Genomic DNA, 13462 nt, shown 5'->3' on the forward strand with positions numbered 1-13462 from the left:
TTCCGTCGGTGAGAACGCCGCGAATCTCTGACGGGCCGCGGTGGGGATGGAGTTTCAGGGCGGGTTCGCCCCGATCTCCGACGGAAGTCTCGGTCGGAGATGGCCGGGCTTCCGTCGGTAGAAGTGCCGCAAATCTCCGACGGGCCGCGGTGGGGATGGAGTTTCGGGCGGTACAGCCCGTATCTCCGACGGAAGGCCCCGGTCGGGGATGGGCGGGCTTGCGTCGGTAGGAGTGCCGCAAATGTCCGACGGACCGCGGTCAGGATGGAGTTTCAGGGCGGGTTCGCCCGGATCTCCGACGGAAGCGGACGGCAAACCGGCAGCGCGGACACGCCGGCCGGTGCCATCCCGCGTCATCCTCAGGGAGGACACAGGATCGCCCCACCGCCCGATTCGGCCGCAGGGGCCGCCTTCCTAGCGTTGAGGGCATGGAGCTGACTCTCACAGAAACGGTGGCGCGCGTCGAAGCGGCCACGAAGACCTACGGCACCGGCGCGGGCCGGGTGAACGCGCTGGACGGCGTCACGCTGGGCATCCCGGCGGGCCGGTTCACGGCCGTCATGGGCCCGAGCGGATCGGGCAAGTCGACCCTGATGCACGTCATGGCGGGGCTCGACTCGGTGACCGGGGGTCGCGTGTTCCTCGGCGACACCGAGATCACCGCGATGGGGGATGCGGAGCTCACGCTGCTGCGCCGCCGCCGCATCGGCTTCGTGTTCCAGTCGTTCAACCTGGTGCCGACGCTCGACGTGCGCGGCAACATCCTGCTCCCGTTCGAGCTGGACGGCCGCCGGCCGACCCGCAAGCAGAACGAGTGGATCGACCACCTCGTCGACACGCTCGGCCTCGGCGGCCGCCTGACCCACCGGCCGCACGAGCTCTCCGGCGGACAGCAGCAGCGCGCCGCGATCGTGCGTGCGCTCGCCACGCGCCCCGACCTCGTCTTCGCGGACGAGCCGACCGGCAACCTCGACTCCCGTACCGGCCGCGAGGTGCTCGGCGTGCTGCAGGAGGCGGCGCGCACGTTCGGCCAGAGCATCGCCATGGTGACCCACGACCCGGTGGCGGCGAGCTACGCCGACCACATCGTCTTCCTCGCCGACGGGCGGGTCGCCGCCGAGCGGCCGCAGTCGTCGGCCGAGGAGATCTCGTCGTTCATGCTCGGGATGGAGGCGCGCGCGTGAGCCGCCCCTTCTCGGCCTTCCGAGCGAACGCGCGCGACCACCGCGCCGGCATCCTCGTCGCGGCCCTCAGCGCGGCCTTCGGCGTCGCCCTGGTCGGAGGGGTGGATGTGATGGCCGCGTTCATCGCCGGATCATCGATGGGGGAGCGCGCCAGTGTCCAGCTCGCTCTCGGGATCGTCGCCGGCATCTTCTTCGTCGTCGCCGTCTACGTCGGCGCGATCGTCACGACCAACACTTTCGCCACCGTCATCGCGGGCCGCACGCGCACGATCGCGCTGCTGCGGCTGATCGGCTCCAGCGCACGGACGCAGCGTCGTTCCGTCGCCGGCGAGGGTCTGGCGGTCGGTCTGATCGGGGCCGCGGTCGGGGGAGCCGCTGCCGCGGCGCTCTCGCTCCTCGCCGTCCGGCTTCTGATGATGGCGGGCGTCCTCCCGGAGGCGCAGTATCCCGTCTTGAGCCTGCTGATGGTTCCGCCGGCGGTCATCGTCGTCCTCACCACCTGGCTCGCGTCCTGGGTGGGCAGCCGACGCGTGCTCACGGTGACGCCGGTGCAGGCGCTGGGCGCTGCGCAGGAGCGCCCCGCCGCCGCGGTGCGTAGCCGCGGTCGGCTGGCGGTATCGCTCGTCCTGATCCTGTCGGGCGCGGCGCTGCTGGTCTTCGGGCTCCTCCTCGGCACCGGCGTGTTCGTGCGCGTCAGCGCGACTCTCGCCCAGCTGTCGTCCTACGGCGTGCTCGTCGCGCTGCCGGGCGGGATCCTCTCGTTCACCGGGATCGTGCTGGCCGCGCCGTTCTTCCTCCCCTCCGTGCTGCGGGCGGTCGGCCTGCTGTTCGGCCGGGGAGCCGCGGGCCGTCTGGCCGCGGCCAATGCCGTGCGCAACCCGGAGCGCAGCTCCCGCACCGCGATCGGCCTGGTCATCGGGGTCACGCTGATCACGATGTTCGTGGTGGCGGCATCCACCTGGCAGGCGCTGATCCGGGATGCCGAGGCGCGCGAGCCGGGAATGTACGAAGGCAGCGACGGCATCATCGGGGTCACGATGGCGGTGTTCACGGTGCTCGTCGGGTTCTCGGCGATGATCGCGGCATGCGGTGTCGTCAACACGCTGTCGCTCAGCGTGCTGCAGCGGAGCCGCGAGCTCGGACTCCTGCGCGCGCTCGGCTTCACGGCCGGGCAGGTGCGGAGGATGGTCCTCGCCGAGAGCGCTCAGCTGACCGTCGCCTCTGTGCTGACTGGGCTTGCGCTGGGGACGCTCTACGGCTGGATCGGCGCGCAGTCGCTGCTCGGGATGATCCCCGGCGGAGGCGTCCTCGCCCCCGTCCTTCCCTGGCCGTTCCTGGGCGCGATCGTCCTGGGCGCCGCCGTTCTCGCCGTCGTCGCCGCCCTCGCGCCGACCCGCAGGGCCACGCGTGTCTCGCCCGTTGCGGCCCTCGCCGTGGAGTGACGGACTCTGGATGTTGGCTGAACTCTCACGGAGCTTCAGCTATCGATGAACTGAGGCCGGAATAATGAGGCGTCCGCCCCGTCCCGTCCACCGGGTCGCCCGCGAGAGGATCCATCCCTGAACTGGCTGAACACGCTGAGGATCGACAAGCCGCCGTTCCTCATCACGCTGGATGTCGTGGCCGCGATCCTCGCGCTCTACCTGCTCGTGCGTCCCACCTGGCGCCGGACCCTCGCCGGCCTGATCGCCGCCCTCGCCGGCGGTCTGGTCGGCTGGTTCGTGGTCTGGCTGGTGACCGACGTCTTCGACGTGTTCGGCGTCGCCCTGACCCCGGTGACCACCCTCTGGACGGCCCTCGGCTTCGGCGGTGTCAGCCTGGCGGTGGCGAACCTGTTCCGCTCCCGCTGGTGGCGGAAGGTCGTGGCGATCGTGAGCATCCCGGTGTTCCTGGCGGCGGCGTTCTGCGGCATCAACGCCGACTTCGGCGCCTACCGCAACCTGAACGACGTGCTCGGCGTGGTGCCCTACGGGGCGCTCCAGCTGCACTCCGAGCGCGGGGAGGTCGTGGCCGGCACCGACTGGAAGGCGACGACGACGCCGGTGGTCGCGGCGGAGCTCCCGGCGAAGGGCGAGGTCGGCACCGTCCGCATCCCGGCCACGCAGTCCCGGTTCCCGGCGCGCGAGGCTGTCGTCTACCTCCCGCCGGTCGCGCTGACGGCGAATCCTCCCGCGCTTCCGGTGATGTACGCGCTCTCGGGTCAGCCGGGGGCGCCGGCCGACATGTTCACCGCCGGGGGAGTCGCCACGGCGATGGATGCGTTCGCTGCTCAGCACGACGGCTACGCTCCCATCGTGGTCGCCGCCGACCAGCTGGGCGGCCCCGGGCGCAACCCGATGTGCGTCGATTCCCGCGATTACGGCGACTCGGCGACGTATCTGTTGACGGATGTGCGGAATTGGGTGCGTTCTCACCTGCGAGTGAGCAGCGACCCGGCAGGATGGAGCGTGTTCGGCTACTCGCAGGGGGCGACCTGCGCTGTGCAGTTCGCGAGCGGGCGGCCGGACCTGTTCGGCTCCGCGCTCGCGTCGTCGAGCGAACTCGGGCCGACGTTGGGGGATGAGGAGCTGACCATCAGCACGGGATTCGGCGGGTCCAAGCAGGCCTACGACAAGGCGCAGCCGGCCGCGATGATGAAGGCGAACGCGCCGTACCGCGACTCGGTGATGGTGTTCGGGGCCGGCGCCGACGACGCGAAGTACTCCGGTTTCGCCCGCACGCTGTTCGCCGACGCCGAGCGTGCCGGCATCCACGCAGAGCTGCTCAGCTCGCCCGGCACCGCGCACGACTGGAAGACCGTGCGCTACGTGCTCGCGCACGGCTTCCCGACGATCGCGCGGCAGTTGGGGCTCGGGTCGTGAAACCGGCCGCTCTCGCGCAGCGGACCGGGCGGCTCATCGCGAGCCACCCGTTCACGACCGGGGTGACGCTGCTCATCCTGGTGCTCGCGCTCATCACCGGGCCGATCCGCGGGCCGCACCGGCCGCTCCGCGGATGGCTGGGCGCGGGCGCCGTCCAGCTGCTGGACGGGCACTGGTGGTCGCCGTTCACGGCCGTGCTCTTCACCGACGATCTGCTCGAACTGATCGTCGTGCTGGTCCTCACCGTCGTGCTGGTGGGCGCCTCCGAACGCCTGATGGGCACCTGGCGCACCGCGCTGGCGTTCTTCGGCACGGCCGTCGTCGGCATCGTCGTGGGCGCTGTCATCCAGGTGGCGGCGAACGACATCGGCGAGCTCTGGGCGCGGAATGTCCACGGGCTGCTCGTGCTCGACGCGTTCACCGCGATCGGCGGCACGATCATGACGGCGAGCGCCTTCGCCGGAACGCTCTGGCGGCGCCGCATCCGCGTGATCACGCTGCTCGTCGCGATCATGTACCTGCTGTACTCGGGCCTGCCGTCCGACTTCTACCGGCTGCTCGCCGTGCTGACCGGACTGGCACTCGGTCCGCTGCTGCGGCAGGCGAAGGTGTCGGGCGGATGGCTGCGCAGCTCGCACCACGAGGTCCGGGTGCTGCTCGCCTCGGCGCTGACCATCACCGCCGTCGGCCCGGTCATCGGACTCCTCGGCTCGACGCGGTACGGCCTGCTCTCGCCGGTCGGCCTGCTGTTCAGCAACGAGGCGCCGAGCGCGACCTCGGTCATCCAGCGCTGCCAGGCGTTCGCCGTGACGCGCGACTGCTTCCGCGAGCTGACGCTGGAGCGGATCAACGGCCTCGGCCCGGTGCTCCTCTCGGTGCTCCCGCTGCTCCTGCTCCTCGTCGCTGCCTACGGGCTCCTGCGGGGGCGACGGTTCGCGGTGTGGCTGGCTGTGGCCGTGAACGGGCTGCTGGCGCTGCTCTCGGCGCTGTACTACGGCATCCTTCCGATCGCATCCGCCCGGCCGTCGGTCTCTCCGCGGTACTGGGAGGTCACCTTCATCCTCGCGCTGTCGACGCTCGTGCCGCTGGCGATGGCCATCCTGCTCGTCGTGTTCCGGCGTCACTTCACCGTCATGCCGTCGGCCAAGGCGGTGCGGAGGTACGTCTACCTGGTGCTCGGGACCGGGGTCGGACTCGTGGCGGTCTACGTGCTCGTCGGCTGGTTGCAGCGCGACACCGGCTTCACGCGCCCCATCGACGTCGGCGACCTGTTCGCGGATGTGCTCGAGCGGTTCGTGCCGGTCAGCTTCCTGCGGCGTGAGCCCCTGCAGTACCTGCCGACAACGCCGCTTGCGACGATCGTTTACCACAACATCGGAACGGTGTTCTGGCTCGTCGCGATCATCGGCGCGATCCCGCCGATGCTGGGCCGCGGGCTGCGGCGCCGCGGGAACACGGAGGATGCGCACGTGCGCGAGCTGCTGCACCGCGGCGGCGGCGACGCGATCTCCTTCATGGCGACCTGGCCGGGCAACTCGTACTGGTTCGACCCGATCGGCGGCGGCGCGATCGCCTACCGCGTGGAGGGGCGCGTCGCGCTGACGACCGGCGGACCGTTCGGGGCGCTCGGTCCGCACGACGGAGCCATCCAGGGGTTCGCCCGGTTCTGCGACGACAACGGCTGGATCCCGGTGTTCTACAGCGTGGAGGCGCGGTACACGTCGCTGTTCGAGCGTCTCGGCTGGTCGACCATGACCGTGGCGGAGGAGACCGTCATCCGTCCGCAGCTGTGGGCGACGACGGGCAAGAAGTGGCAGGACGTCCGCTCGTCGATCAACCGAGCGCAGCGCGCCGGCATCCGCTCGGAGTGGACGACGTATGCCGCCCTCCCGCTCACCTCGGCAGTGCAGTTGTCCGACATCTCGGAGCAGTGGGTCGCCGAGAAGGACCTCCCGGAGATGGGCTTCACCCTCGGCGGCCTCGACGAGCTCCGCGACCCCGAAGTGCGCCTGATGCTGGCGGTGGACGAGGACGGTCGGATCGAGGCCGTCACCAGCTGGCTGCCGACCTACCGCGCCGGGATCGTCGTCGGCTGGACGCTCGACTTCATGCGGCGGCGCCCCGACAGCATCAACGGCGTCATGGAGTTCCTCATCGCCGAGGCCGCGACCCGGATGAAGGACGACGGCATCGAGTTCATGTCGCTCTCCGCCGCGCCGCTCGCCCACACGGCGGCGGCCCAGGAGGGCGGCAAGGACACTATGGACCGCCTGCTCGGCTACCTCAGCTCGTCGCTCGAGCCGGTGTACGGATTCCGCTCGCTGCTCAAGTTCAAGCAGAAGTTCCAGCCGGAGCTGCACCCGCTGATCATGGCCTACCCGGACCCCGTCGCCCTGCCCGCGATCGGCATCGCGCTGGTCCGCGCGTACCTGCCTGGGCTGTCCATGCGGCAGGCGGCGACGTTCGTGCGGGGGCGCGGCTGACGCCGAGGTGGTACTCTCGGTGCTGTGTACGGTCTGCTCCTCCTTAGCTGCCGCGACGAGTCCTAGTTCTGGGCCTCACTCGTCGCGGAGTTCGTCGTCGGCTCTCCACACCACACGAGCAGAGGATTCCTGAAGACCATGAAGAACACACAGGCGCCGAGCGCCATGCCGATCCACCGTTACCGGCCGTTCCACGAGCAGATCCGCGTCGACCTGCCGGACCGCACCTGGCCGTCCAAGCACATCACCCAGGCGCCCCGTTGGTGCGCCGTCGACCTGCGTGACGGCAACCAGGCGCTCATCGACCCGATGAGCCCCGAGCGCAAGCGCATCATGTTCGACCTGCTGGTGCGTTTGGGCTACAAGGAGATCGAGGTCGGCTTCCCGTCCGCGAGCCAGACCGACTTCGACTTCGTGCGCAGCCTGATCGAAGAGGGCGCCATCCCGGATGACGTCACGATCCAGGTGCTGACCCAGTCGCGCGAGCACCTGATCAAGCGCACGTACGAGTCGCTGGTCGGGGCCAAGCAGGCGATCGTGCACCTCTACAACTCGACCAGCATCCTGCAGCGAGACGTCGTGTTCCGCACCGACCAGCAGGGCATCGTCGACATCGCGCTGAACGGTGCGCGGCTGTGCCGGAAGTTCGAAGAACTGGTCCCCGGCACGACGATCTACTACGAGTACTCGCCCGAGAGCTACACCGGCACCGAGCTGGAGTTCGCGGCCGACATCTGCAACCAGGTGCTCGAGGTGTTCGAGCCCACGCCGGAGCGGAAGGTCATCATCAACCTGCCCGCGACGGTCGAGATGGCGACGCCCAACGTCTACGCCGACTCCATCGAGTGGATGTCGCGGCACCTGAACCACCGCGAGAACGTCATCCTGTCGCTGCACCCGCACAACGACCGCGGGACCGCCGTCGCCGCCGCCGAACTCGGCTACATGGCCGGGGCCGACCGCATCGAGGGCTGCCTGTTCGGCAACGGCGAGCGCACCGGCAACGTCGACCTGGTCACGCTGGGCGTCAACCTGTTCACGCAGGGCATCGACCCGCAGATCGACTTCAGCGACATCGATCAGATCAAGCGGACCGTCGAGCACTGCAACCAGCTGCCCGTCGGCGAGCGCAGCCCGTGGGGCGGCGACCTGGTGTTCACCGCCTTCAGCGGCTCGCACCAGGACGCCATCAAGAAGGGCTTCGAGGCCATGGAGGCCGAGGCCGAGCGCACCGGCGTCCCGGTCGACGACCTGGTCTGGGCGGTTCCCTACCTGCCGGTCGACCCGAAGGACCTGGGCCGCAGCTACGAGGCGGTCATCCGCGTCAACTCGCAGTCGGGCAAGGGCGGCGTCGCCTACCTGTTGAAGACGGACCACTCGCTCGACCTGCCGCGCAAGCTGCAGATCGAGTTCTCCGGGGTTGTGCAGGCCAAGACGGACGCCGAGGGCGGCGAGGTCACCAGCGACCAGATCTGGGCCGTCTTCCAGGACGAGTACCTGCCGGCTCCAGCCTCCGACCCGGACGCCAAGTGGGGCCGCTTCGAGCTGGGGAGCACCACCACCTCCAACGAGACGGGCGAGCACGTCGTGCTCACGGTGACGCTGCGCGACGGGGACGCCGTCTCGAAGGCCACCGGTGAGGGCAACGGTCCGATCGCGGCGTTCTTCGACATCCTGCACCAGCACGGGGTGGACGCCCACCTCTACGACTACTCGCAGCACACGCTGTCGGCGAGCGAGTCGGCCCTGGCGGCGGCGTACGTCGAGGTGGATGTGGACGGCCAGCGCCGCTGGGGCGTCGGCATCGACGCGGACACCACGACCGCGTCGTTCAAGGCTGTCGTGTCGGCGGTGAACCGGGCCGTGCGCTCCGCTGCCGGCCAGTCGGCGCAGGAGCTCGTCTCGGCCTGACGTAGCGCGCGTGCGGAGCCCGACATTCGTGCCGAATGTCGGGCTCCGTTGCGTGCGGGGTGGGCGAGATTTGCGCCAAATCTCGTGAAAGCGCCCGCCATTCCCGCGATTTGCGCAAAATCTCGGCTCCGCTGGGTCTCGGGGGCGGCGTGATTCGTGCCGAATGTGCGGTATCGCCGCGGCATTCCGCACATTCGGCACGAATGTGCGCGGGGTTACTCGGGCTTGTCGATGCGGTAGCGGGGGATCGCGCCGGTGTCGGTGCGCTCGGCGGTGCGGGCGGCGCTGGGCGCGCGTGTGAAGCGCGGCCACCGCGGACGGGGGATGCGGCCCAGCTCCCGCTGCTCCGGCAGGCTCCACCCGAACCGCACGGCGAGAAGCCGGATGACGAGGGTCACCACCACGCAGACAACCGCCGCGACCGTCAAAGGCACCCCGAAGTCGAGCATGACGACGAGGACGATCGTTCCGGCGCCGGCCGCGACCGCGTAGAGCGAGCCGACATGCATGAGCGCGATCGGCAGGTTCAGCAGCACGTCGCGCAGGATCGATCCGCCGACCGCGGCGACCACCCCGACGAACACCGCGGGAACCTCGGGCAGCCCGAGCGCGAGCGCCTTGCTCGCCCCGATCGCACCGAACAGTCCGATTGTCAGCGCGTCGAGGAAGGTGATGACCGGGTCGAGACGGCGGAACAGCCGGATCAGCAGCATCCCGAGCAGTGCGGCGACGACGGTGATCGGCAGGTACCAGTTCGACTGCAGGGCGACCGGCGTGACGTTGAGCAGGAGGTCGCGGAGGAGTCCGCCGCCGACACCCGTTGCGACGCCGATGATCGCGACGCCGAGCAGGTCGAGCCGCCGGTCGCGGAAGCCGGACGCGAACATGGCGCCCTGGAGGCTGCCGACGCCGACAGCGATGAGGTCGCCCCACAGCGGGATCGACAGGGCGCCGATGTCGACGGGGGTCGTGCTCACCCACCATGTGTATCACGCGCGCCCCGCCGCATCCCGCATCCGCCGCACTGTCAGCCGGGCGCGCGATACTGGAGTGTGCCTGTCTACCGTGATGAAGCCGTCGTGCTCCGAACCCACAAGCTGGGCGAGGCCGACCGCATCGTCACGATGCTGAGCAGGCAGCACGGCAAGATCCGCGCGGTCGCCAAGGGCGTGCGGCGGACGGCCTCCCGGTTCGGGTCGCGGCTCGAGCCGTTCATGGTCGCCGACGTCCAGCTCTACGAGGGCCGCAGCCTCGACGTGATCACGCAGGCCGAGACCCTCGGTGCGTACGGTGCGCTCATCGCCGACGACTACGCCAGCTACACGGCCGCCAACGCGATGGTCGAGACGGCCGACCGGCTGACCGATGCCGAGCCGTCCATCCAGCAATACCTCCTGCTCGTCGGTGCGTTGCGCTCCCTGTCGAGGCGGGAGCACGGCGCCGGCCTCACCCTCGACTCGTACCTGCTGCGTGCGCTGTCGCTGGCGGGATGGGCGCCCAGCTTCCAGGACTGCTCGCGCTGCGGCGCACCCGGGCCGCACACGTCCGTCGTAGTGCAGCTCGGCGGTGTCGTCTGCGCTGACTGCGCCCCGCAGGGCGCCCCCAAGGTCGACGCCGACACGATCGCCCTGCTCGGGGCGCTGCTGTCCGGCGACTGGGAGGCGGCCGAGGCCGCACCAGACGGCACGCGGAACCGCGCGAACGGCGTGGTGGCGGCGTACACCCAGTGGCATCTCGAGCGCGGGTTGCGCTCGCTCCAGCACGTTCAGCACGACCAGAAGGCGAGTGGATGAGTCCGAAGCCCTACACGCACAAGGATGCGGTCGAGTACCGCCCGCTCGACTGGACCGGCGTGTATCCGCCCGCGTTCCCGGCGGGGAGCGTCCCGTCGCACGTGGCGATCGTCATGGACGGCAACGGCCGGTGGGCGAACCGCCGGGGGCTGACCCGCATCGAGGGGCATCGGGCGGGGGAGGCCGCGCTTCTCGACGTGGTGGCGGGCGCCATCCAAGCCGGGGTCAAGCACCTCAGCGTGTACGCGTTCTCGACCGAGAACTGGAAGCGGTCGCCGGACGAGGTGCGCTTCCTCATGGGGTTCAACCGGGACGTCCTGCACCGGCGCCGCGACCAGCTCAACGAGTGGGGCGTGCGGGTGCGTTGGGCGGGCCGGAAGCCGCGCCTGTGGTCGTCGGTCATCAAGGAGCTGCAGTACGCCGAGCAGCTCACGGCCGGGAACGACGTGCTGACGCTGACGATGTGCGTCAACTACGGCGGCCGGACGGAGATCGCCGACGCCGTGCGGTCGATCGCCGACGACGTCGCGGCGGGACGGCTGCGCCCGTCCGCGGTGAGCGAGAAGACCATCCAGCGTCACCTCTACCTGCCGGACATGCCGGACGTCGACCTGTTCGTGCGCAGCTCGGGGGAGCAGCGCACCAGCAACTTCCTGCTCTGGCAGAGCGCGTACGCCGAGATGGTGTTCCTCGACACGCTGTGGCCGGACTTCAGCCGCACCGACCTGTGGGATGCGGTGGAGCTGTACCTGCGCCGCAACCGGCGGTTCGGCGGTGCGGTAGACGCGCCGACGGCTGAGGCGGCATCCACCTCGGAATAGACCGCGGCGCGCCTCGCGTTGCCTCTGACGTGAGCGAACCCATCAAGATCGACATCTGGTCCGACATCGCGTGCCCGTGGTGCTACATCGGCAAGCGCAAGTTCGAGGCGGGCAGCGGCCTGTTCGCCGGGGCGGGCGACGGACGCGGGGTCGAGGTCGAGTACCACTCCTTCGAGCTGTCCCCGGACACCCCCGTCGACTTCGACGGCAGCGAGGTCGACTTCCTGGCCGGCCACAAGGGCCTCCCGGCCGAGCAGGTGCAGCAGATGCTGGAGCGCGTGACCGGGATCGCCTCGTCTGTCGGGCTCGACTACGACTTCGACCACCTCAAGCACACCAACACCGTCAAGGCGCACGAGCTTCTGCACTTCGCCAAGGCGAACGGCAAGCAGCTGGAGCTGGCGGAGCGCCTGTTCCGCGCCTACTTCATGGAAGGTCGACATGTCGGCCGGGTCGAGGACCTCGCGGATCTCGCGGCCGAGGTGGGGCTCGACCGAGATGCGGCGCTCCAGGCGCTCGAATCGGAGCAGTACCTCCAGGACGTGCGCGCCGACCAGGCGACCGCCGGAGAATACGGCATCAACGGCGTCCCGTTCTTCGTCATCGACGGCAAGTACGGCGTCTCGGGTGCGCAGGACGCGCAGACCTTCGCGCAGGTGCTGGAGCAGGTCTGGTCGGAGCGCGCGGCGGTGACCGCGTGAGCGGCGCGGAGCCGGCCGCGGCTGCGCCGGCGCCGTCCGCGCCGGTCGTGCCGCTCGTCCAACTCGGCGCCGCCGCTGCCGTCTGCGACGGCGACACCTGCACCTTCTAGCGAACGAGTTGACGCACGCCGTCGCGTTCCGTGACGCGGCGGCGTGTCGCGTCAACTCAACGCCAGTGCCAGACGGACACGTCGAACCGCCTCGTGGGCGTCGCTGACCATGTGTGTGCGGTTGAGGCGGACGACCTCCCAGCCCATGGTCCGGATGCGCCACAAGCGATCGACGTCGATGTAATACTGGCGCGCGTCCGTTCTGTGCTGATCACCGTCGTACTCGACCACGACTTTCGCGGCTGGATAGGCCAGGTCGCCATGTGCGACCACCTCGCCATCGGGACCGACGATCAGATAGTTCACCGCCGGTTCCGGGAGTCCGGCGCGCACCAGAGCGAGGCGAAGCACTGACTCCATCGGGGAGTCGGTGCGGGCCCGGACGCGCGCGAGTGCGGACCTAAGGGAACGTACGCCGGGCCGTCGCGGACTGGACGCGACGGCGGCGGCCAGTTGCTCCACTGTCGCGATCGGCTCCTTGCGACGGATGAGGGCGTCCCCGCAGACGACCAGGTCATCTTCAGCAAGCGTGGTGGCGAGTTGACACCAGGCCTCGACCGCGGACACGACCCGTAGTCCATGGAGTGTCGTGGTCACATCGTCGGCGATCCATCGTCTGATGGCCGTGGATTCCACGGTGACGCGGTGCCCGTCCCGGCGCCCGGGTGGAGACATGCAGGGCCTCGTCAGGTTCCGCCTCCCGTCCGACGGGAAGCCCGTGGAGGCGCGCGGCGGTGATGTGACTGAACAGCATCCCCTCAGCCATCGCGGGGTGGAATGCCCGGCAACGCTCGACGAGGTCCTGCGCGGGACCGGTGCCCCGGACGCCGTGGTGGGGGCGCGTCAGATCCCCGCGCCGCAGGCGAGAGCGTGAGACACCGTGCAGCAGCGCCTCTCTCGTCGTGAAGTGGGGTCCCATCCTGAGCGGTTCCATCGCCACAGGCTGCCAGTCATGTCTGCTGCCTGCCCGCCGTTATCCACAGCTCGCACTTGAGTTGACGCAACACGCCGTTGGGCGGGTGGCGGCGACGGCGTGTTGTGTCAACTCGATGGCGGGCCGGGGAGCGGCGCGCTACTCGGGGTCGGTGATGTCGGCGACGGTCGCGTCGAAGGCGGTGATGAGCGCGTCCGCGTCGACGAACAGGGAGTAGCCGTGCTCGCCGGCGCCCATCGACACGCGGCGGCCGGGGATGGTGGCGTCGGCGACGACCGGCCAGGCGGTGGTGCTGCCGAAGGGCGTGATCGTGCCGCGCTCGTAGCCGGTGGCGGCGAACGCGACCGACGCATCCGGGAGCTGCAGCTTGTTGACCTGCAGCACCGAGCGGAGCTTCGGCCAGGCGATCTTGCGGCCGCCGGGCACGAGGGCGAAGACGAACGTGTCGTCGCTCCGCTTGACCACCAGCGTCTTGACGATGTCGCCGGGCTGGATGCCGAGCAGCGAAGCGGCCTCCTCGAGGCTCCGCGCGGCGGGACGCTCCACGATTTCGACCTCGATGCCGCGGGCCTCCGCGTCGGCGGCGACGCGCTCCCGACCGGTGCTCACAGGTGCGCCAACAGGGGAGTTGTCCACGGATTCCGGGCTCTCGGCCATAGCTCAG

11 protein-coding genes are annotated in these 13462 nt (G+C 70.0%); 8 read left to right on the forward strand and 3 right to left on the reverse strand.

Annotated elements, in window-relative coordinates; genetic code table 11:
- The first annotated feature begins 428 nt into the window (after positions 1–428).
- The 5 genes from J2Y42_RS13245 to leuA all read left to right on the forward strand — a co-directional run bounded on the left by J2Y42_RS13245 (position 429) and on the right by leuA (position 8439).
- Entirely contained in the window at positions 429–1184 is a 756-nt protein-coding gene (locus tag J2Y42_RS13245) for an ABC transporter ATP-binding protein (protein ID WP_309859364.1), read from the forward strand.
- Positions 1181–2626 carry an ABC transporter permease gene (locus J2Y42_RS13250; protein WP_309859366.1) on the forward strand — a complete coding sequence of 482 codons (1446 nt, stop codon included), beginning with the start codon at positions 1181–1183 and terminating at the stop codon, positions 2624–2626. Before J2Y42_RS13245 ends, J2Y42_RS13250 begins: the two co-directional genes overlap by 4 nt.
- 177 nt (positions 2627–2803) lie before the next feature.
- Complete coding sequence (locus J2Y42_RS13255; RefSeq protein WP_309859369.1) at positions 2804–4045, forward strand: alpha/beta hydrolase-fold protein; 1242 nt, start codon at positions 2804–2806, stop codon at positions 4043–4045.
- On the forward strand, positions 4042–6528 hold the full coding sequence (locus tag J2Y42_RS13260) for a DUF2156 domain-containing protein (protein WP_309859370.1): 2487 nt from the start codon (positions 4042–4044) through the stop codon (positions 6526–6528). Before J2Y42_RS13255 ends, J2Y42_RS13260 begins: the two co-directional genes overlap by 4 nt.
- A 138-nt stretch (positions 6529–6666) precedes the next feature.
- Positions 6667–8439, forward strand: coding sequence for a 2-isopropylmalate synthase (gene leuA, locus J2Y42_RS13265; protein WP_309859372.1), 1773 nt, complete (start codon positions 6667–6669; stop codon positions 8437–8439).
- Positions 8440–8654: 215 nt separating this feature from the next.
- Here the strand turns inward: leuA and J2Y42_RS13270 are convergent, their stop codons facing one another.
- Positions 8655–9416 carry a trimeric intracellular cation channel family protein gene (locus tag J2Y42_RS13270; RefSeq protein WP_018190924.1) on the reverse strand — a complete coding sequence of 254 codons (762 nt, stop codon included), beginning with the start codon at positions 9414–9416 and terminating at the stop codon, positions 8655–8657.
- A gap of 75 nt (positions 9417–9491) precedes the next feature.
- Here J2Y42_RS13270 and recO point away from each other — a divergent pair, with 75 nt between their 5' ends.
- From recO to J2Y42_RS13285, 3 genes are read left to right on the forward strand one after another with little or no spacing between them, the layout of a single operon-like run.
- On the forward strand, positions 9492–10232 hold the full coding sequence (gene recO, locus J2Y42_RS13275; RefSeq protein WP_309859376.1) for a DNA repair protein RecO: 741 nt from the start codon (positions 9492–9494) through the stop codon (positions 10230–10232).
- A complete protein-coding gene (locus tag J2Y42_RS13280; RefSeq protein ID WP_309859379.1) occupies positions 10229–11053 on the forward strand; it encodes an isoprenyl transferase in 825 nt (274 codons plus the stop codon). Before recO ends, J2Y42_RS13280 begins: the two co-directional genes overlap by 4 nt.
- 29 nt (positions 11054–11082) lie before the next feature.
- Complete coding sequence (locus J2Y42_RS13285) at positions 11083–11754, forward strand: DsbA family oxidoreductase (protein WP_309859382.1); 672 nt, start codon at positions 11083–11085, stop codon at positions 11752–11754.
- A 161-nt stretch (positions 11755–11915) separates the two neighbouring features.
- Here the strand turns inward: J2Y42_RS13285 and J2Y42_RS13290 are convergent, their stop codons facing one another.
- Together J2Y42_RS13290 and J2Y42_RS13295 are read right to left on the reverse strand one after the other, a co-directional pair.
- Positions 11916–12461 (reverse strand): DUF559 domain-containing protein, encoded by a 546-nt coding sequence (locus J2Y42_RS13290; RefSeq protein WP_309859385.1) that lies wholly within the window; start codon positions 12459–12461, stop codon positions 11916–11918.
- Positions 12462–12936: 475 nt separating this feature from the next.
- Complete coding sequence (locus J2Y42_RS13295) at positions 12937–13455, reverse strand: YbaK/EbsC family protein (protein WP_309859387.1); 519 nt, start codon at positions 13453–13455, stop codon at positions 12937–12939.
- Between the last annotated feature and the right edge of the window lie 7 nt (positions 13456–13462).

Origin of the sequence: Leifsonia sp. 1010 (genome assembly GCF_031455295.1) — a bacterium.
Classification (GTDB): domain Bacteria; phylum Actinomycetota; class Actinomycetes; order Actinomycetales; family Microbacteriaceae; genus Leifsonia.